Annotated in this window: 20 protein-coding genes; 11 read left to right on the plus strand and 9 right to left on the minus strand. The window is 59.8% G+C overall.

Going from position 1 to position 18,115, the window contains the following annotated elements:
* Nucleotides 1–24: 24 nt before the first annotated feature.
* The 3 genes from ACSOSP_RS06795 (at nucleotide 25) to ACSOSP_RS06805 (ending at nucleotide 2,404) form a co-directional block, all read left to right on the plus strand.
* Nucleotides 25–843, plus strand: a complete 819-nt coding sequence (locus ACSOSP_RS06795) for a LuxR C-terminal-related transcriptional regulator (protein WP_455310244.1) — start codon at nucleotides 25–27, stop codon at nucleotides 841–843.
* Between the two features lie 117 nt (nucleotides 844–960).
* Nucleotides 961–1,635 carry a hypothetical protein gene (locus ACSOSP_RS06800; RefSeq protein ID WP_455310245.1) on the plus strand — a complete coding sequence of 225 codons (675 nt, stop codon included), beginning with the start codon at nucleotides 961–963 and terminating at the stop codon, nucleotides 1,633–1,635.
* Between the two features lie 163 nt (nucleotides 1,636–1,798).
* On the plus strand, nucleotides 1,799–2,404 hold the full coding sequence (locus ACSOSP_RS06805; RefSeq protein WP_455310246.1) for a BspC domain-containing protein: 606 nt from the start codon (nucleotides 1,799–1,801) through the stop codon (nucleotides 2,402–2,404).
* 154 nt (nucleotides 2,405–2,558) lie between these two features.
* On the opposite strand, the gene ACSOSP_RS06810 is transcribed toward ACSOSP_RS06805, so the two are convergent.
* Nucleotides 2,559–3,728: a M14 family metallopeptidase gene (locus ACSOSP_RS06810; protein WP_455310248.1), complete on the minus strand. Its 1,170-nt coding sequence runs from the start codon at nucleotides 3,726–3,728 to the stop codon at nucleotides 2,559–2,561.
* A gap of 32 nt (nucleotides 3,729–3,760) precedes the next feature.
* A complete protein-coding gene (gene yaaA, locus ACSOSP_RS06815; protein ID WP_455310249.1) occupies nucleotides 3,761–4,540 on the minus strand; it encodes a peroxide stress protein YaaA in 780 nt (259 codons plus the stop codon).
* A 55-nt stretch (nucleotides 4,541–4,595) separates the two neighbouring features.
* Here yaaA and ACSOSP_RS06820 point away from each other — a divergent pair, with 55 nt between their 5' ends.
* The gene (locus tag ACSOSP_RS06820) at nucleotides 4,596–5,087 is read left to right on the plus strand and encodes a putative toxin-antitoxin system toxin component, PIN family (RefSeq protein WP_455310250.1); all 492 of its coding nucleotides are present in this window, start codon (nucleotides 4,596–4,598) and stop codon (nucleotides 5,085–5,087) included.
* Nucleotides 5,088–5,129: 42 nt separating this feature from the next.
* Nucleotides 5,130–6,311 carry a pyridoxal phosphate-dependent aminotransferase gene (locus ACSOSP_RS06825; protein ID WP_455310251.1) on the plus strand — a complete coding sequence of 394 codons (1,182 nt, stop codon included), beginning with the start codon at nucleotides 5,130–5,132 and terminating at the stop codon, nucleotides 6,309–6,311.
* A 3-nt stretch (nucleotides 6,312–6,314) separates the two neighbouring features.
* On the opposite strand, the gene ACSOSP_RS06830 is transcribed toward ACSOSP_RS06825, so the two are convergent.
* Nucleotides 6,315–6,974: a glutathione S-transferase family protein gene (locus ACSOSP_RS06830; protein ID WP_455310253.1), complete on the minus strand. Its 660-nt coding sequence runs from the start codon at nucleotides 6,972–6,974 to the stop codon at nucleotides 6,315–6,317.
* A gap of 115 nt (nucleotides 6,975–7,089) precedes the next feature.
* Between ACSOSP_RS06830 and ACSOSP_RS06835 the strand changes: the two genes are divergently transcribed.
* From ACSOSP_RS06835 to ACSOSP_RS06860, 6 genes are all read left to right on the plus strand, one after another.
* Nucleotides 7,090–8,631 carry a 3-hydroxyacyl-CoA dehydrogenase gene (locus ACSOSP_RS06835; RefSeq protein WP_455310254.1) on the plus strand — a complete coding sequence of 514 codons (1,542 nt, stop codon included), beginning with the start codon at nucleotides 7,090–7,092 and terminating at the stop codon, nucleotides 8,629–8,631.
* Complete coding sequence (locus tag ACSOSP_RS06840; RefSeq protein ID WP_455310256.1) at nucleotides 8,628–9,416, plus strand: oxepin-CoA hydrolase, alternative type; 789 nt, start codon at nucleotides 8,628–8,630, stop codon at nucleotides 9,414–9,416. Before ACSOSP_RS06835 ends, ACSOSP_RS06840 begins: the two co-directional genes overlap by 4 nt.
* On the plus strand, nucleotides 9,413–10,141 hold the full coding sequence (locus ACSOSP_RS06845; RefSeq protein WP_455310258.1) for a histidine phosphatase family protein: 729 nt from the start codon (nucleotides 9,413–9,415) through the stop codon (nucleotides 10,139–10,141). Before ACSOSP_RS06840 ends, ACSOSP_RS06845 begins: the two co-directional genes overlap by 4 nt.
* An 80-nt stretch (nucleotides 10,142–10,221) precedes the next feature.
* The gene (locus ACSOSP_RS06850; protein ID WP_455310259.1) at nucleotides 10,222–11,340 is read left to right on the plus strand and encodes a phosphotransferase; all 1,119 of its coding nucleotides are present in this window, start codon (nucleotides 10,222–10,224) and stop codon (nucleotides 11,338–11,340) included.
* Nucleotides 11,337–12,551, plus strand: coding sequence for an acyl-CoA dehydrogenase family protein (locus ACSOSP_RS06855; protein WP_455310260.1), 1,215 nt, complete (start codon nucleotides 11,337–11,339; stop codon nucleotides 12,549–12,551). The genes ACSOSP_RS06850 and ACSOSP_RS06855 overlap by 4 nt, the downstream gene beginning before the upstream one ends.
* 114 nt (nucleotides 12,552–12,665) lie before the next feature.
* Entirely contained in the window at nucleotides 12,666–13,358 is a 693-nt protein-coding gene (locus ACSOSP_RS06860) for a glutathione binding-like protein (RefSeq protein WP_455310261.1), read from the plus strand.
* A 53-nt stretch (nucleotides 13,359–13,411) separates the two neighbouring features.
* Here ACSOSP_RS06860 and ACSOSP_RS06865 read toward each other — a convergent pair whose 3' ends face one another.
* From ACSOSP_RS06865 to ACSOSP_RS06890, 6 genes are all read right to left on the minus strand, one after another.
* Nucleotides 13,412–13,864 (minus strand): MaoC family dehydratase, encoded by a 453-nt coding sequence (locus ACSOSP_RS06865; RefSeq protein ID WP_455310263.1) that lies wholly within the window; start codon nucleotides 13,862–13,864, stop codon nucleotides 13,412–13,414.
* Nucleotides 13,861–14,319, minus strand: a complete 459-nt coding sequence (locus ACSOSP_RS06870) for a MaoC family dehydratase (RefSeq protein ID WP_455310264.1) — start codon at nucleotides 14,317–14,319, stop codon at nucleotides 13,861–13,863. The genes ACSOSP_RS06865 and ACSOSP_RS06870 overlap by 4 nt, the downstream gene beginning before the upstream one ends.
* Before the next feature lie 32 nt (nucleotides 14,320–14,351).
* A complete protein-coding gene (locus ACSOSP_RS06875; protein WP_455310265.1) occupies nucleotides 14,352–15,473 on the minus strand; it encodes an acyl-CoA dehydrogenase family protein in 1,122 nt (373 codons plus the stop codon).
* A gap of 10 nt (nucleotides 15,474–15,483) precedes the next feature.
* Complete coding sequence (locus tag ACSOSP_RS06880; RefSeq protein ID WP_455310267.1) at nucleotides 15,484–16,680, minus strand: acyl-CoA dehydrogenase family protein; 1,197 nt, start codon at nucleotides 16,678–16,680, stop codon at nucleotides 15,484–15,486.
* A 69-nt stretch (nucleotides 16,681–16,749) separates the two neighbouring features.
* The gene (locus tag ACSOSP_RS06885; RefSeq protein ID WP_455310268.1) at nucleotides 16,750–17,235 is read right to left on the minus strand and encodes a DUF1178 family protein; all 486 of its coding nucleotides are present in this window, start codon (nucleotides 17,233–17,235) and stop codon (nucleotides 16,750–16,752) included.
* A gap of 216 nt (nucleotides 17,236–17,451) precedes the next feature.
* Nucleotides 17,452–18,054: an NUDIX domain-containing protein gene (locus tag ACSOSP_RS06890; protein WP_455310269.1), complete on the minus strand. Its 603-nt coding sequence runs from the start codon at nucleotides 18,052–18,054 to the stop codon at nucleotides 17,452–17,454.
* Nucleotides 18,055–18,115 lie beyond the last annotated feature (61 nt).

Raw genomic sequence — 18,115 nt, forward strand, 5'->3', positions numbered from 1 at the left:
AACCCATATAACAACGAGGCACGTATGAAATTCACCATAGTCAACTCCGAAGCTGAGCGTCGCGAAGGTTTGAAGGCGCTTTTAAGGCATATCGACCGGCGCGCGCGTTTCAACGAGGCGAAGGACTGGCGGCAAGCGGCAAGCGCGGTCCTGCGGCTCGATCCGGACATGATCGTGATCGACTGGCACACCGCCATGCGCATGGCAGATCTGCGCACGCTGCTGAACGCCTTCCCCAGGATCCCTGCGGCAATCATCGTGGACGAAGCGTCAACCGCGCAGGTCCGCTTGCTTCTCGGCGCCGGTGCGCTCGGCGTGGTCCCACGGGACCTCGACCCCACGCTGATTGTTCGCGCGCTTGAATTGGTTCTGTTGGGTGGCCATTACGTCCCTGCGTGCGCGCTCGATCCGGCGCTCGAGCCTCTTTTCTTGCCGCGCCGCGACACCGCACCGAAAGAGGTTCGAAAGGGCTCAAAACCGTTCAACACTTTGTCACTGCGCCAACAACAAATCATGCGGTGCGTACACATGGGCAGCACCAACAAGATCATTGCGAAAACACTTGGAATCAGCGAGGGCACGGTGAAAATTCACCTTGGCAGTATCTTCCAGCAACTCGGTGCACCGAATCGCGCCGCGGCCGTTGCTATCTATAACGGCTGGCAAAACGGTTATCTCGAGGTCCTGAAGCGTGAGGCTGACGCATCGCCACGGCCTGCGCTCGGCGATGCCGGTCCGGTGCCACTGCGCGCGGCCGCTTTGCTGACGTATGCGCCGCGTGCGGAAATAGACGAAGATTTGCTGCCAATGGCCGCCGAACCGCAACCCCGCTTCGGCGACTGAGCGGGGCCGTTTCACAGTCTGGACGCAACGCGTAAATTCACGCGTTGCGTGTTGGAAAATCCCCGCTGGCACAGTCAATGCACACGTTTTCGGGCGCAAACGAGTAATATAAGATTTATGGGTTTCTTCTACACACCTCTTCCGCTTTGGCTCGCAATTGGTGGCTGGATTGTCACTGCGGGCGTGCTCGCGCTTGCGATCTGGAAGAACCCGTTCCGCAGGTTGCAGGATGGGACGCTTCAGCACGTCTGGTTCGGTATCGTGGTAGCGGTGACGGTGCTGTGGGCGTGCAATACATGGTTCGAAGACGGTCCCGCCATTCATCTGCTCGGCGCCACGCTAATGGTCACGTTGTTCGACTGGCAACTCGCCATGATCGGCATGGCCGTGACAACCGGCCTGGCGGCCGTTGTGCTGGATGCATCGTGGCCCGGCGTGCCTGTGACCTTCCTGCTGTTCGGGGCATTGCCCGTCGCCGTATCGTCGCTGCTGCAGAAAGCCATCCAGGCGTGGATTCCGCGAAGTCTCTTCGTCTTCATCCTCGGTCACGGGTTCTTGACGTCGGCATGCGCCGTCGCAATAGCGTGCTCAGCAGGACTGCTGCTGGAAATCGTGCTTGCCAATGGAGCGCTTGTTATCCCGGCTGGATTTACGCTTGCCGCCTCCCTGCTCGTGGCAGGCGAGGCCTTGTTCACCGGTGTGTTCACCATCCTGATCACAGTCTACCGCCCTACCTGGATCACTACGTTCGACGTCCGGCGTTATCGGCTGGATCGCGGACCGCGCGTCTGAACGCTGCATCGGTTCCAAACCTTATCCCGCATCTATGTCCACGGCAGAACCTGTGTCGAGACCGGACATGGTTAGCTGTTGGTGAAAGAATTTAATATAAGATGGAACTCCCGCTCACTGCCGGGCATCTTACGTGCCTGTTGTCTCTCTAGTGCATAACCCGATGGATAGTATTCAAGTACCGCGTCGACTGCTCCGGCTGGTCGGCCGGCTGGTGGCAATTGCATCAATGACGACACTCGTGTCGGCCGCATGCAGCACCACCGCGTTTGCCGATACGCTCGACGAACGCAACGAGCTCGTTAATCACTTCGTCACCGACTTCAACGCCAATCCCTTGGTAGCCGACTGCGCCGCACACGGAAGTTTCGTGGCGAGTACGTCGACGGCGTTCGATCACGTGGAGTTTCCGGCAAGTTCCTTCGATTCCGCTCATGGCAGCATCGTCCCCTGGAACGACGCGTTCGACGAACACAAGCAACGTATCAAGGTGGATAACGTCGTGACCGTCGAGGGCCTTGGGGTCACCAAGGATGGCGACTCGACCCCTTCCACGCTGCAGTTCCGCTGCGGCTATGTAGGCAGCCAGATGCTGGCGTTCGGCTGGAATGATCCCGTACCGTCAGCCAGGCCGCGCGCTGAACCCCGCTCAAGCCATGGTGGGAAAGGCCGGCATGGTGCGGTCAAGGGCAAAGGCAAAGGTAAGACGAGCTCGACATCAGCAGGCAGCAAGACGACGAAAAAATCGGCGAGCAAAAAGAAGCACTGAGTCACCCGCCGTCTCAAGCTCGAACGCCAAGGCAAAAGAGCGTGATCGCCGTCAAGCGGCCACGCCCTTTTGATGCAGATCTTTCGGAACCCACGCGCACCGCGTGCGTTCACCGGCGCTCACTTCACTTCGAACCGCGTTCCGCTCGCCAGCATCAGAACGCCTGCAGGTGCCGCAGGATTGCCTGAAGCATCGACGCCCCCAGCGCAGCGCTGCGTTCGCCATTCCAGCCCACCCGCTCGTCCGGAAGATTCGCGTTGTCCTTGAACGGCATCTCAAGCGTCAGCGACAAACACCCGAACTCGTTGCCCACATATTTGGACGCCAGCTTCAACGCGTCCGTCTGGTACTTGCTCGCTTCATAGCCGTACACGTCCTGAAAATCCGGGCTCGCCTGCTTGAAGCATTCGATGAACGCCTTCTGTTCCTGCGCTTGTTTTTCGGTGAAACCAGGCAGCATCTCCGATCCGGCCACGAACACATACGGCAGTGCTTCGTCGCCATGGATATCGAAGAAAAGATCGCAGCCCAGCGCGTGAATGGCGTTACGAACGGCCAGCACTTCAGGGCTACGTTCAGCGTCAGGTTCCATCCATTCGCGATTCAGGTTGGCGCCTGCGGCGTTGGTGCGCAGGTTGCCGAGCACGCTGCCATCGGGATTCATGTTCGGCACGATATGGAACACAGCGTGATCAAAGATCAGTCGCGCGACAGGATCACCTGCCCAATCACCCCAGCCCGCGAGCCGTTTGATCAGCCCTTCGACGAACCACTCTGCCATGGTCTCGCCGGGATGCTGGCGCGCGATGATCCACACGTTCTTCTTCGGCTTTGCCAGCTCCTCGGTCTCTTCGGCCTCTTCAGTCAACCCAAGCGACACCAGCGACATGGGCCGGCCTTGCACGGTCCGGCCGATTTCAGTCAATGTTGCGTGTGGCATCTGCTGCACGGCGCCGAGGAAACCCGCTTGGCGCTCTTCGCTATACGGTTCGAAATAGGCGTAATAGATAGCGTCGAAATCGGGCGTGTGTTCAATGGTCAGAACGCGGCCGTCGTAACGTGTAGGTACACGAAACCAGTTGATCCGGTCGTAGCTGGCCACCGCACGATAGTCGCGCCAGCCATCGGCGAACGCGCAGTCAGCGGCGTTCTCGAAGTTCATCGTGAGCGCCTTGTCGCGCACGCCGGAGACACGGAAGTAAAACCATTGCGCGAAGTCAGCGTGGCTGTCCGGACGCACACGCAGGCGAATGGCCGCGGGATCGTCGGCGGACACGACGTCTATCGCGCCGGCATCGAATTGACTCGTGATTGAAATGCTCATGATGCTTCCTTAATAATGCGTGCTCGTGGCGCTCAAAGCCCCAGCCGCCGGCGATACACATAACTCGTTTCAGTCGATGCCTTTTTATCGAAGGCATAACCTTCACTCTCGAAAGCCTTCAGGCCTTCCGGCTCGTCAATTCGATTTTGCACCGCGAATCGCGCCATCAGGCCGCGTGCGCGTTTAGCGTGAAAACTGATGATCTTGTACTGGCCATTCTTCCAGTCCTGGAATACTGGAGAAACCACCGGCGTGTCCAGGCGCTTCGGTTGCACCGACTTGAAATACTCATTGGACGCGCAATTCACCAGCACGCGTGCGCCCTTCTGCTTTTTCATCTGCGCGTTCAAGGCGGCCGTGATGCGATCGCCCCAAAACGCATACAAATCCTTGCCGCGCGTGTTGGCGAATTTGGTGCCCATTTCCAGGCGATACGGTTGCAACAGATCCAGCGGCCGAAGCAGCCCGTACAACCCGGAGAGCACACGCACATGAGTTTGCGCGTAGTCCAGATCCGCTGCATGCAGCGACTTTGCGTCGAAACCGTCGTAGACGTCGCCGTTGAACGCCAGCATGGCTTGCTTCGAGTTATGCGTGCCAAAGCTCGGCGACCAGTCCGCGTACCGCTGGAAATTGAGTCGCGCGAGCGGGTCGGAGATATGCATGAGACTGCCGATTTCCTGTGGCGAGAGCTTGCGCAACGCGTCGATCAGTTCAGCGGAATCGGCGGCAAATTCAGGCAACGTGTGCTTGGTAACGTGAGGCGGGGTCTCGTAGTCGAGCGATTTGGCCGGCGAGAGAACGATTATCATAGGGGCTCGCCGGCATGCTGCCAACGATGAAGACGGAAACCCTCGATTGTATCGAATGAAAAAATCCCCCGTGCTGCGCGCCGTGCTTGATTCGAATGTCTGGATCGACATCCTGGTATTCGACGACCCGGCTACGCGTCCAATCCGCGCCGCGCTCGAAGCCGGAACGCTAGAAGCGCTGATCGATGCGCGCTGCCTCAAAGAACTGACGTATGTGCTGGACTATCCGCAGTTCGTGCGCTTTGCCGTGAACAAGACCGAAGCGCTTGACACGGTCGCGCGGCTCTCGCAGCTGGTGGCGCCCGAACCGCCGCCCGCCGACGCACCGCCGTTACCCAAATGCCGCGATCGCGACGATCAAAAGTTTCTTGAACTGGCGTACGCGAGCAAGGCTGACTGGCTGGTATCGAAGGATCGTGCGGTGCTTAAACTCGCGAAACGCACGGCGCGCGACTTCGGGTTTCGAATTGCCCAGCCCGCACCGTTCGTGGCCAGTTTTGAAGCCCATATTCAAGCCTATGAAGAAACGAACGCAATCGACGTTTAAAATAGGACACATTTCCCTTTAGCGCAGCCGATCGCCCACGCCATGAACGCCTCGCACGACCTTCAATATTCGTCCGCTGTTCCCGCTATCACTTCGCGCCTGCCGAACGTCGGCACGACCATCTTCACGGTCATGAGCGCGCTCGCGACGCAAAAAGGCGCGGTCAATCTAGGCCAGGGCTTTCCGGATTTTGCGTGCGATCCGCGCATTGTGGACGCCGTGTCGAACGCCATGCGCGACGGCCACAACCAATATCCACCGATGGCCGGCGCCGCTTCGCTGCGCCACGCGATCAGCGAGAAGATTGAAAAGCTGTATGGCGGTCGATACGACGCCGAGCGCGAGATTACGGTCACGGCCGGCGCGACCCAGGCCATTTTGACCGCCGTGCTGTGCTGCGTGCACCCGGGCGACGAAGTCGTCGTGATCGAACCGATGTACGACTGCTACGTGCCGGCCATTGAGTTGGCGGGTGGCAAACCGGTGTTTGTATCGCTGGAAGCACCCGATTACGCGCTGCCCTTCGACAAGATCGCCGCCGCGATCACACCGAAAACGCGGCTGCTGATCATCAACTCGCCGCACAACCCCACCGGCCGAGTCTGGCGCAGCGCCGACATGCAGAAGCTCGACGAGATCCTGCGCGGCACCGACGTGCTGGTCCTCTCCGACGAAGTCTACGAACACATGGTCTTCGACGGCGCCCCGCACGAAAGCGTGTGCCGCTATCCGGACCTGGCCGCGCGCAGTTTCGTGGTGTCGAGTTTCGGCAAGACCTTTCACGTGACGGGCTGGAAGATCGGTTATGTCGCAGCGCCCGCCGCGCTGACGGCGGAATTCCGCAAGGTCCATCAGTTCAACGTCTTCACCGTGAACACGCCGATGCAGGTCGGCATTGCCGAATACCTGAAAGACCCCGCGCCATATCTGGAATTGCCCGCTTTTTATCAGCAAAAACGCGACTTCTTCCGCGCAGGCCTCGCCAACTCGCGCTTCAAACTGCTGCCCTGCGACGGCACGTATTTCCAGTGCGTCGACTATTCGGCCATCAGCGACCTGCCGGAAGCCGAGTTTTCGCAATGGCTCACAAGCGAGATTGGCGTCGCGGCCATTCCCGTGTCGGCGTTTTATCACGAGAGCCACGAATCGGGCGTCGTGCGCTTTTGCTTCGCGAAAAAGGAAGAGACGCTGCGCACCGCGCTTGAACGTCTCGCCAGTCTTTAAAGACTAGATTGTCGGCAGCGCCTTTTTCTGCGCGTCCATGAAGGCGAGCCGGTCCGCCGTGACTTTTTGCGCGGCCGGCCGCTCGCCCACCAGTTTGTTGTGCGTCTTCCAGTCGATCCCCGCTTCCAGCAGGAAATCCGCTCCATAGATCGCTTTCGTCGTCAGCCCGATCAGCGGCAAATTCACGAATGCACTGACATCGGCGATACTGAAGGTCGTGCCGAGCGCGTACGGTTCGAACTTCGCAATCCGCTTGAATCCGGCAATGCCATGCCTGAGCCGTTTTTCCGCGCGCACCTTGGTGTAATCAGTCACAGTGCCGCCGAAAAACGCCTGCTTGTAGAGTTCGCGGGCGACCAGTTCCAGGTGCGTCTCGATGAACGCGATCATCTCGCGCTCCTTGGCGGCCGTGAACGGATCGGCGGAAAAAATGAGTTTCTCCGGATAAGCGCTTGCCAGGTATTCGACAATCACCTGCGACTCGCACAGCGCCCCGGCCTCGGTCTCCACATACGGAACCTTACCGAGCGGCGAGCGTGCGAGCGTTGCTTCGTCCTGGCCGAAATTCGCACGCACCTCCTCGAACGGAATGCCGTGTTCGAGCAGCGCGAACTTCACCTTGTTCACGTAGTTGGACAGCGGAAAACCATACAGCTTGAGCATCTTGAGTCTCCTGGACATCTTTCGTTTTAAGCAATGCAGGCAATCGGCGGCCTTCGGGGCCACGTCATCAACAGTACGACCGTGCTAATCTAGCAAATAAGGAGTGAGACACGCCATGAGTTTTCGCGACACAGAGATTCGGTGCTTAGGGATTGTCGGCAGTGGCGCGATGGGACGGGGTATCGCGCAGATCGCAGCGCTCGGCGGCCTGAACGTGCGTCTGTACGACACCAATCAGCAAGCCGTCACGGCTGCACGCGAGTATCTCGCCGATACCCTGAACAAACTCGCCGCAAAAGGCAAGCTGGTCGAAGCCGATGCGCACGCCGCGCTGGCGCGCATTCATGCGGCCGGTGCAATCGGCGATCTGGCTGACTGCGATGTGGTGGTCGAAGCGATTGTGGAGAAGCTGGACGTCAAGCGGGAGTTGTTCCGTGAGCTGGAAGGCGTGGTCGGCGAGAACTGCATCCTGGCGTCGAATACGTCGTCATTGTCCATCACGGCTATTGCCGCCGGCTGTACCAAACCGGAGCGTGTGGTCGGCCTGCACTTCTTCAACCCTGTGCCGCTGATGAAAGTGGTCGAAGTGATCGACGGCTTGCGCGGAGAACCCGCCGCCGGCGACGCGCTCATGGCGCTCGGCCGCCAGATGGGCCACACAGCGGTGCGCGCGAAGGACATGCCTGGGTTCATCGTGAATCACGCCGGGCGTGGCATGAACACCGAGGGCTTGCGGATTGCGAGCGAAGGCGTGGCGAGTTTCGCGGATATCGACCGGATCATGCGCGAACAAGCCGGCTTCAAGCTAGGGCCATTCGAGTTGCTCGACCTGACGGCGCTCGATGTCTCCCATCCCGTGATGGAGTCGATCTATCACCAGTTTTATGAGGAACCGCGCTTCACGCCGTCGCCTATTACGGGCACGCGTCTCGCCGGTGGATTGATCGGGCGCAAGGTTGGCGAAGGTTTCTATAAGTATGTAGACGGCAAGCAGCAGATTCCCGAGGAAGCGCCGGCGCCTACAACATTGCCGCGTCGTGTGTGGGTCAGCCGTTCATCTGCTCATGCGCGTGAAGAAGTGTTTCGCCTGATCGCGAAGATGGAAACGGCTGTCACTATCGATACCGGCGGCACGCCCGCGCCCGATTCGCTGATCATTGTCACGCCGCTCGGCCACGATGCCACCAGCGCTTGCGTCGCGGAGAAACTGGACGCGTCGCGCACGGTCGCTATCGACACCTTGTTTCCCCTCGCCGATGCCGCCCGCCGCACGATCATGACCACGCCCGCCACGACCGCCGAATTCCGCGACGCCGCGCACGCGCTCTTCGCATTCGATGGTGTGCCCGTCACCGTGATCCGCGATTCAAGCGGCTTCGTCGCGCAACGCGTAGTGGCGACCATCGTCAACATCGGTTGCGATATCGCGCAGCAACGCATTGCATCGCCCGCGGATATCGATCTCGCCGTTACGCTCGGCCTGGGTTATCCGCGTGGGCCGCTTGCGCTGGGCGATGCGCTCGGCGCAAGCACCATCCTCACTATCCTGCGCAACATGCAGGCTGTGCTGGGTGACCCGCGTTATCGTCCGTCGCCGTGGCTCGCGCGCCGTGCGCAGCTAGGCCTGTCGCTCACCTTCGACGAGGCCGCAGCATGAGCGCCGAACTGCTCTCCGTCAGGCCGGCCGAAAGCGACACCACGCTCGTTCTCAAGCTGTCCAATCCGGGCGCACGCAACGCGCTGCACCCGGACATGTACACGGCCGGCATCGAAGCGATGAACACGGCCGAGCGTGATACGTCGGTCCGCGCAATCGTGCTGACCGGCGCCGACAACTTCTTCTGCGCCGGCGGCAATCTGAACCGCTTGCTGGAAAACCGCGCGAAGGATCCCTCGGTTCAAGCCGCGAGTATCGACATGCTCGGCGAGTGGATCGTGGCCTTGCGGTCATCGACGAAACCGGTGATCGCGGCCGTCGAAGGGGCGGCCGCGGGCGCGGGTTTCTCACTTGCGCTTGCGTGCGATCTGCTGGTCGCAGCCGATGACGCCAAGTTCGTCATGTCGTACTCCCGCGTAGGTCTCACGCCTGACGGCGGCGGCTCGTGGTTCCTCACGCGCGCGTTGCCGCGTGCGCTCGCAACCGAAATCCTCCTTGAGGCGAAACCGATCGGCGCCACGCGTCTGCACGAGGTTGGTGTCGTGAACCGCGTGACGAAACCAGGCGCGGCGCTCGATGCGGCTATTGCCTGGGCCGATGAACTGGGCCGCATGGCACCGAAAGCGCTCGCTCGAATCAAGACGCTGATTGCCGCAGCCGAAACGCAGTCGTTGGCGCAACAACTGGACGACGAACGCGATGGTTTCGTCGATGCCCTGCATAACGGCAACGCGCTCGAAGGCATCAACGCGTTCCTCGAAAAGCGGCCACCGCTCTATAAATGACGACCTCGTACGACCTGCCCAAACGCCGCCGCATTTTCCTGATGCGCCACGGCGACGTGACTTACTTCGATGCCAGCGGCCGCGCCATCGACCCCGAAAGCGTGCCGTTGAACGAACGTGGCCGGGAAGAAGCGAGCGCGGCCGGACGCGAATTCAAGGCGCAGCAGATTCGCTTCGATAAAGTCATCGCAAGTGGTTTGCCGCGAACGCTCGAGACGGCACAACGCGTGCTGGCCGAAACGGGTCAGCAGATCGACATCGACATCTGGCCGGAGTGGCAGGAGATTCGCGGCGGCCGGCTGGGAGACCTTCCGCCCAAGGATTTCGAGCGCGCTTTTCTCAGCGTTTTCGATGGCATCGTGCCGGAAACTACTGCGTTTTTGGGTGGCGAGACTATCGGCGAGTTGCTTGATCGCGTATTGCCGGCGATGCAACGCCTGCGTGATGACACCTCGTGGGACACGGTGCTGCTCGTGCTTCATGGCGGCGTCAATCGCGCGTTGTTGTCCCACGCGATTACCGGAGGTGGACGTACGTTTTTTGGCCATCTTTCCCAGACCACGGGCTGCATCAACGCACTCGATGTCGGCGATAACCCCAATGACTGGGTGATCCGCGCGCTGAACCATTCGCCGCCCTCGCCGCTTCACGCCGCTGTGCGCAACACGACCATGGAACTGCTGTACGCGCAGTTCGTCCGCTTCAAGTCGTTGATGAAATCATAACGGGCACGCGGAACAACAGCGCCGTCAACGGCGCGACGCCGCGGGATACCTCAACAAACGCAAGACCGGAGGAGACAACGATGGCTGCAAACGATACCCCCGCACCGCAGGATTTTTCAGCGTTCGAGGGAACACGCCCGGTCAACGAGCGGCAACAATTTGATGTCCCGGCGCTGTCCACGTGGCTCGAATCGCATGTTGAAGGCTTCGCCGGACCCCTCACCGTCGAGCAGTTTGCCGGCGGCCAATCGAATCCAACCTTCAAACTCATCACGCCCGCACGCAGTTACGTGATGCGATCAAAACCGGGGCCGGCGGCAAAGTTATTGCCATCGGCGCACGCGATCGAGCGTGAATATCGCGTGATGGACGCACTCGCCGGCACCGACGTTCCCGTCGCGAAGATGTTCGCGCTATGCGAGGACGAAAGCGTGATCGGACGCGCGTTCTATGTGATGGAGTTCATCGAAGGCCGCGTGTTGTGGGATCAGGCGCTGCCGGGCATGACGCCGTCCGAACGCGGCGCAATCTACAACGAGATGAATCGCGTGATCGCGGCGCTCCATTCGGTGGATATCGCGCAAGTCGGGCTTGAGACCTACGGCAAGCCAGGCAACTATTTCGAGCGCCAGATTGGTCGCTGGAGCAAGCAATATGTTGCGTCGGAAACTGAGTCTATCGACGCGATGAACAAGCTGATCGAATGGTTGCCGAAACATATTCCACGTAGCCCGGAAGGCGCGCCGGCGGAACGTGTGTCGATCGTCCACGGTGACTTCCGGCTCGACAACCTGATCTTCCATCCGACCGAACCGCGCGTGCTCGCCGTGCTCGATTGGGAGCTGTCCACGCTTGGCGATCCGCTCGCCGATTTCGCTTACCACTGCATGGCGTGGCACGTCGACCCGACGCAATTTCGCGGCATCGGCGGCCTCGACTGGGCAGCGTTGGGCATTCCCGATGAGCACGAATACGTCGCGACATACCTCGCCCGAACAGGCCTTGCGATCCAGGGCGACTGGAATTTCTATCTCGCCTACAACATGTTCCGCATTGCCGCGATCCTGCAGGGAATCATGAAGCGAGTGAGCGAAGGCACGGCGGCAAGCGCGCAGGCTGTCGACGCGGGAAAGCGCGCTAAACCCATGGCCGAACTCGCGTGGTCGTATGCGCAAAAAGTAAACGAGGAGACGAAATGAATTTCGACTACACGCCGAAAGTGCAGGAACTGCGCCAAAAGCTAAACCATTTCTTCGATGAACACATCTACCCGAACGAGCGCGCGTTCAACAGTGAAGTTGCGGCCAATCGTGCAACCGGCAACGCGTGGGTTCCGACTAAGCTGATCGAAAAGCTAAAGGAACAATCCCGCGATGCCGGTCTCTGGAACCTGTTTCTCCCGGAATCCGAACGCGGCGCCGGACTGAGCAATCTGGAATACGCACCGCTCTGCGAGATCATGGGCCGCGTGCCATGGGCGCCGGAAGTCTTCAACTGCGGCGCGCCGGATACGGGCAACATGGAGACCATCGAACGGTATGGCAGCGAGCAGCAGAAGTTGCAATGGCTCGAACCGTTGCTGCAAGGTGAAATTCGATCAGCATTCCTGATGACTGAACCGGACGTGGCCTCATCCGATGCGACGAATATTCAATGCAGCATCGTGCGCGACGGCGACAGCTACGTGATCAATGGCCACAAATGGTGGTCGTCGGGCGCGGGCGATCCGCGCTGCAAGGTGTATATCGTGATGGGCAAGACCGATCCCGACGCGCCGAAACATCAGCAACAATCGATGATCCTCGTTCCTGCGGACGCGACCGGCATCACGGTTCATCGGCCGCTCCCGGTGTTCGGCTACGACGACGCGCCGCACGGCCACATGGACATCACGCTCGAGGACGTCCGCGTACCGGTATCGAATATATTGCTCGGCGAAGGACGCGGCTTTGAAATCGCGCAGGGACGTCTGGGACCAGGCCGCATTCATCACTGCATGCGCCTGATCGGGCTTGCTGAACGTGCGCTCGAACTGATGTCGAAACGCACGCTGCAACGCGTCGCTTTCGGCAAGCCGATCGCCGCGCACGGCGTGACGCTGGAGCGCATTGCCGAGGCGCGCATCATGATCGAGCAGGCACGTCTGCTCACCCTGAAAGCAGCTTACATGATGGACACGGTCGGCAATAAGGGCGCACGCGGCGAGATAGCGATGATCAAGGTGGTGGCGCCGAATATCGCGTGTCAGATCATCGATTGGGCGATTCAGGCGCACGGCGCGGCCGGTGTCTCCGATGATTTCCCACTGGCTTACGCCTACGCGCACGCACGGACGTTGCGGCTTGCCGATGGGCCTGATGAAGTACATCGAAATGCGATCGCGAAGCTGGAGCTTTCACGGTACGCGTGAGCCGGTGTTCAGCGTCTTTCTGCGAACTATGGTCTAATTTTCGGCAGCGTTTTTGAGTGGCGATCCCTGATTACGCGGGTCGCCGCTTTCCCGTGTGCAGGACCAGGAGTGAAAATGATCGACGTCTATAGCTGGGCCACGCCGAACGGCCACAAGATTCATATCATGCTGGAAGAACTCGGGCTCGAGTACAAAGTAATTCCTATCGATATTGGCGCCGGCGATCAATTCACCCCCGAGTTCCTGGCGATCAGCCCGAACAATAAGATTCCCGCGATCATCGATAGCGACGGCCCTAACGGTAGGCCGCTAGCGCTCTTTGAATCTGGCGCGATCCTGCTTTATCTCGCGGAGAAAACGGGGAAATTCCTCCCTCTGGATCCTGTCGGCCGATACACGACCATGCAGTGGCTGATGTTCCAGATGGGCGGTGTCGGACCCATGCTTGGCCAGGCACACCATTTCCGGATTTACGCGCCGGAGAAGATCGAATACGCAGTCAATCGCTATTCCAACGAAGCCAAGCGCTTGTATGGCGTGATGGACAAACAATTGGGCGTGACGCGGTATCTCGCTGGAAATGACTATTCAATCGCTGATATCGCGACGTTTCCGTGGACGCGTTCCTGGAAAAACCAGGGTATTGAGCTGGACGAATTTCCGAACGTGAAGCGTTGGTTTGACGAGATTTCGGCGCGACCTGCGGTCATTCGAGGCGTTGAAGTACTTGCTTCAGCCCGCAAGGAATTGACCGGCGATAAACAACGCGAAGTGCTGTTCGGCGCGCAGCAGTACGCGAGGCGTTAAGCGTTAGGCGCGGCGAGGTTCCTTGGTAGGGAAACCTCGCCGCGCCCCCACTCTCAGAAGTAATGCCGAGTGATGAACTCAGCGACGCATACCGGCTTCTCACCGCCTTCTTTCTGCACCGTCACGCGCCAGCTCACCTGCACCCCGCCCTCTTCCACATCGGTCACCGTTTCCACGACGAACCTCGCCCTGAGCTTCGTCCCGACCCGCACCGGCGACATGAACCGCACCTTGTTCATGCCGTAGTTCACGCCCATTTTCTGCTGCAGCGGCACGCACTGATCCAGCCACATCGGCACCAATGCCAAGGTTAAAAACCCATGCGCAATCGGTCCGCCAAACGGAGATTCGTTATTCGCTCTCTCTACGTCGACGTGGATCCACTGATGATCGTCGGTGGCATCGGCGAATCGGTTCACGCGTGACTGATCAATTTCCAGCCACTCGCTCACGTACTCGTCCCTGCCCTGTGCGGCTTTGACGTCGGCTGTGCTCGTCAACTTCATCGCGAATTTTGCGGGTGACGAAGCCCGAAGATCGCCGCTGAATCCACGGTCAATACCAGCTCGTCATGCTGGTTATACGCCTCCCAACGCGTCCCCACGATTCCACGATCCGGCTTGCTCTCCGATACCCGCTTGCTCAACACGCGCACGGTCAACCGCACTGTGTCGTTCACGCGAACCGGCTTGAGCCAGCGGATGTTATCGAGTCCGGGTGAACCCATCGATGTGGAATCAGCAAGCATGTCGCGCACCATAATGCCCATCATCGCCGAACACGTGTTCCAGCCGCTGGCGACGAGTCCGCGAAAAGGCGATGCCTCGCCACCCGCCTCGCTCAAATGAAAAGGTTGCGGATCATAACGCCCGGCAAATTCGATAATCTCTTCCCTCAGAAACGTATGAGCGCCTAATTGCGCCACCTCTCCAACTTCGAAATCCTCATAGCTGAACGTCATCTCCGTTCTCCTTTACTCACTGCATCAATTAATCAAACGTCGGTGTCGGCGAATCCGGGCAACGACGCGAACCGTGCGAGGTGATGATCGACATCACCCAAGGTAGTCTCGATGATCGACAAACGTTTGAACCAATGCGCTGCCGCAACCTCGTTGGTCACGCCCATGCCGCCGTGTAGTTGGACCGCCTGCTGACCGACGAAGCGCGCTGCTTGACCGACACGCGCCTTGGCCGCCGAAATTGCGCGTCGGCGTTCATCGGCGTCATCGCTCGTGTATCGGGCCGCGGCGAGATACGTGATCGAACGCGCCTGCTCCGCGTGAATCAGCATCTCGACCATACGATGCTGCAATGCCTGGAAACGCGCGATAGGCGTGCCGAACTGCTTACGTTCCTTCGTGTATTCGACTGTCGCGTGATTCAACGCATCAAGCACGCCGACTGCTTCGGCGCACAGCAAGAACGTAGCGTAATCGGCAATGCGCTCGAGCGTAGCGGCACCCGCGTTGGCTTTGCCGAGACGATCGGCAGGCGTGGCGTTGAAAGTGAGCGTCGCGGCGCGCTGGCCATCGATCGTCCGATACTCGGTGACTTCCACGTTAGCCGCATCGCGCGCAACCACGAACAACGCGATCTCACCATTCAGCCGCGCCGGCACGATCCAGTAGTCGGCCTGCGCACCGTGCAGGACCAACGACTTCTGGCCGCTCAGCACGAAACCCGCGCCTTTCTCTTGCGCGGTGGTATCGACCGAGAACAAGTCGTAGCGGGCATGCGGCTCGTGAAACGCGACCGCGAGCTTGATCTCGCCGCCGGCCGCGCGTTCGAGCAAAGCGTTCGCGTGATCATCGCCGACCAACCGCAGCGTTTCGATACCCACTGCCGTCGCCCAATACGGCTCCACGACAAGTGCACGTCCGAGTTCTTGCATCACGACCAGCATGTCGGCCGGACCGCCATCGAAACCGCCCTGCGCTTCAGGCGCCGGCAACGCCGTCAAGCCTAGTTCAGCGAACGCCATCCAATGTTTTGCATCGACACCCTCCTTCGACGCCACGATCTTCTGGCGCGCGTCGAACGTGTATTCGTTGTCGAGATACCGGCGCAATGCGTCCCTGAACTGTTGCTGCTCATCGGTGAAATTGAAGTCCATGTGCAGCTCCTCACAAGCCCAGAATCATCTGCGCGATGATGTTTTTTTGAATTTCGTTCGAGCCGCCGTAGATCGACGTCTTGCGGAAGTTGAAGTAGTACGCGGCAAGCGGAGCGGCATCGTCGTCGCCGGCAAGGCTGTGTGCACGCTCGCCTTCCAGAAACGCGGGATCGAACGCGGCAGCTTGCGGGCCGATGGCTTCGACCATGAGTTCGGTCAGCGCCTGCTGGACTTCGGTGCCCTTGATCTTGAGCATCGATGCCTCCGGCCCAGGCCCGCGGCCGTTCGCTTCGCTCGCGACCACGCGCTGAACGGTGACTTCGAGCGCCATCATCTCGATCTCAAGCGCAGCGATTTTCGAGGAGAACACGGGATCGGCGAGCAACGATACGCCGCCCTTCTTCTGATTCGCGGCAAGCCGCTTCAGGAACACCAGTTCGCGCTTCGATTGCCCCACGCGAGCAATGCCCGTGCGTTCATGCCCGAGCAAATACTTCGCATAAGTCCAGCCGCGATTTTCATCGCCGACCAGATTCTCGAGCGGCACCTTCACGTCTTCCAGGAACACTTCGTTGACTTCATGGTCTTCATCGAGCGTGATGATCGGACGCACGGTAATGCCCGGCGTCTTCATATCGATGAGAAGGAACGAGATGCCTTCCTGCTTCTTCGCGCCGGTGTCGGTGCGCACGAGGCAGAACATCATGTCAGCGTATTGGCCGAGCGTGGTCCAGGTTTTCTGGCCGTTGACCACGTAGTAATCGCCCTGGCGTTCGGCGCGCGTTCTCAGCGACGCCAGATCAGAACCCGAACCGGGCTCCGAGTAACCTTGGCACCACCAATCGGTGCCATCGAGAATACGCGGGAGATAGTGGGCTTTTTGCGCGTCGCTGCCGTATTTCATCAGGACAGGCGCGACCATCGATACCCCGAATGGCAACACGCCGGGCGCCCCGATGCGAGCGCATTCTTCGTCCCAGATATGGCGCTGCGTCGCGTCCCATCCGGGACCGCCATATTCCTTCGGCCAGGCGACAACCGACCAGCCACGCGTGCCGAGCAGCTTGTGCCAGCTCGCGTAGTCATCGCGGTTCAGACGTTTGTGTTCGAGCACCTTGGTCCGCAATGCCTGCGGCAGGTTGGCATCGAGCCAGGCGCGGATGTCGGCGCGAAATGCGTCGTCGGCGGGGGAATAATTCAGGTCCATGCGCTGTGTCTCCTGTCATGACCCGGGTCGGCCATGAGGAGACGCGCGCTAGGCTGAACCTGATTCAGCTTATTGCAGCGGCTCTTTCAGTGCGGCCGGCACGGGCAACGGCATCACGTCGATGCCTTCTTCCATCAATGCGTGCGCATCTTCCGGCGTTGCGACGCCGCGAATATTGCGCGCCGGCGCTTCGTCGTAATGCATGCGCCGCGCCTCTTCAGCAAAACGGTCGCCCACGTTCTCCGTCTTCGCGAGAATTTCCCGCATGAAGTGCAACGCACGCGCCTGAAGCGCCTGATCGGCGTCTTGCTGCGGCGGCGCGACCTGCGTAGCGCCCGATCCAACTGCCTCTTTTTCGCCCTGGTCGGAACTGCTGGACGAGCGGCCCGCCGACAAATTCAGGCGCGGCGCCGACGGCATGCGGCTCACCTCCGTTGTCGAGCACACCGGGCAAGCCACGAGCTTGCGCGACAACTGGGATTCGAACTCATCGGTCGAAGCAAACCAGCCTTCGAAACGATGGTCGTGCGAGCACTTCAAGTCGAGAACCTTCATGCTGATCGGGGCTTACCAGAAAGTTTAATCGCAAAAACGCGTTTTGTGAACGACCGTTCGCAAAAAATCACAATGCGACGGTCCGATGACGTGTAGATACACAGGTTTGATTTTAGCCCGGCGTTGGAACGCGTGCCGAACGGCGCGTAGTCCTGATTGAACAGACAAATAAAAAGCGGCCTTCACGGCCGCTTTTTATTGAGCACGTCGGACTTCTCAGTCGCTGACCGGATCACCCAACGCCCATTCGCCTGACATGAACTTCTCCAGCCAGAAGCTGCCGACGATCGTCTTGACGTCGCTGATATGGCCGGTCCTGATCCACTCGGAAATCTGCGACGGATCGGCGATAAGGGTTTCGAGGAACTCACCCTCGTCGAGCTTGCTCTCGCCAGCCGTCAAGCCGCGGGCCAGGTACAGGTCGATGAACTCGGTAGAGTATGAAATGACCGGATGAATCCGCGTCAGGAAAAACCATTCGCGTGCCGTATAACCGGTTTCTTCCTGCAACTCGCGTTTAGCGCATGCGAGTTCGCTTTCGTTTGGATCGAGCTTGCCGGCGGGAAATTCGAGCAGGACCTTGGCGATCGGATATCGATACTGCCGCTCGAGCAGCACGCGGCCGTCATCGAATAGCGGCAGGATCATCACCGCGCCCGGATGTTCGACGAACTCGCGCGTGGCGTGCTTGCCATCGGGCAGTTCGACCGTATCGATCTTGAGCGTGAGGAACTTGCCCCGATGCAACAATTTGCTCTCGACTGTCTTCTCGAACAAGCCATCGTCGGAATCAGGGAAATCGAGAGATTGGTCAGCCATCGTGCACCTTGAGAGAAACGCGCTAAAGAAAGTTCAGCGCGAGGATCAAGCCACGACGGCC

This window comes from Caballeronia sp. KNU42, from assembly GCF_053760385.1.

What these genes read in the sequence shown, in the direction of transcription:
- ACSOSP_RS06795 (WP_455310244.1), top strand. Translation starts at nt 25, where the DNA reads ATGAAATTCACCATAGTCAACTCCGAAGCTGAGCGTCGCGAAGGTTTG.
- ACSOSP_RS06800 (WP_455310245.1), top strand. Translation starts at nt 961, where the DNA reads ATGGGTTTCTTCTACACACCTCTTCCGCTTTGGCTCGCAATTGGTGGC.
- ACSOSP_RS06805 (WP_455310246.1), top strand. Translation starts at nt 1,799, where the DNA reads ATGGATAGTATTCAAGTACCGCGTCGACTGCTCCGGCTGGTCGGCCGG.
- ACSOSP_RS06810 (WP_455310248.1), bottom strand. Translation starts at nt 3,728, where the DNA reads ATGAGCATTTCAATCACGAGTCAATTCGATGCCGGCGCGATAGACGTC.
- yaaA (WP_455310249.1), bottom strand. Translation starts at nt 4,540, where the DNA reads ATGATAATCGTTCTCTCGCCGGCCAAATCGCTCGACTACGAGACCCCG.
- ACSOSP_RS06820 (WP_455310250.1), top strand. Translation starts at nt 4,596, where the DNA reads ATGAAAAAATCCCCCGTGCTGCGCGCCGTGCTTGATTCGAATGTCTGG.
- ACSOSP_RS06825 (WP_455310251.1), top strand. Translation starts at nt 5,130, where the DNA reads ATGAACGCCTCGCACGACCTTCAATATTCGTCCGCTGTTCCCGCTATC.
- ACSOSP_RS06830 (WP_455310253.1), bottom strand. Translation starts at nt 6,974, where the DNA reads ATGCTCAAGCTGTATGGTTTTCCGCTGTCCAACTACGTGAACAAGGTG.
- ACSOSP_RS06835 (WP_455310254.1), top strand. Translation starts at nt 7,090, where the DNA reads ATGAGTTTTCGCGACACAGAGATTCGGTGCTTAGGGATTGTCGGCAGT.
- ACSOSP_RS06840 (WP_455310256.1), top strand. Translation starts at nt 8,628, where the DNA reads ATGAGCGCCGAACTGCTCTCCGTCAGGCCGGCCGAAAGCGACACCACG.
- ACSOSP_RS06845 (WP_455310258.1), top strand. Translation starts at nt 9,413, where the DNA reads ATGACGACCTCGTACGACCTGCCCAAACGCCGCCGCATTTTCCTGATG.
- ACSOSP_RS06850 (WP_455310259.1), top strand. Translation starts at nt 10,222, where the DNA reads ATGGCTGCAAACGATACCCCCGCACCGCAGGATTTTTCAGCGTTCGAG.
- ACSOSP_RS06855 (WP_455310260.1), top strand. Translation starts at nt 11,337, where the DNA reads ATGAATTTCGACTACACGCCGAAAGTGCAGGAACTGCGCCAAAAGCTA.
- ACSOSP_RS06860 (WP_455310261.1), top strand. Translation starts at nt 12,666, where the DNA reads ATGATCGACGTCTATAGCTGGGCCACGCCGAACGGCCACAAGATTCAT.
- ACSOSP_RS06865 (WP_455310263.1), bottom strand. Translation starts at nt 13,864, where the DNA reads ATGAAGTTGACGAGCACAGCCGACGTCAAAGCCGCACAGGGCAGGGAC.
- ACSOSP_RS06870 (WP_455310264.1), bottom strand. Translation starts at nt 14,319, where the DNA reads ATGACGTTCAGCTATGAGGATTTCGAAGTTGGAGAGGTGGCGCAATTA.
- ACSOSP_RS06875 (WP_455310265.1), bottom strand. Translation starts at nt 15,473, where the DNA reads ATGGACTTCAATTTCACCGATGAGCAGCAACAGTTCAGGGACGCATTG.
- ACSOSP_RS06880 (WP_455310267.1), bottom strand. Translation starts at nt 16,680, where the DNA reads ATGGACCTGAATTATTCCCCCGCCGACGACGCATTTCGCGCCGACATC.
- ACSOSP_RS06885 (WP_455310268.1), bottom strand. Translation starts at nt 17,235, where the DNA reads ATGAAGGTTCTCGACTTGAAGTGCTCGCACGACCATCGTTTCGAAGGC.
- ACSOSP_RS06890 (WP_455310269.1), bottom strand. Translation starts at nt 18,054, where the DNA reads ATGGCTGACCAATCTCTCGATTTCCCTGATTCCGACGATGGCTTGTTC.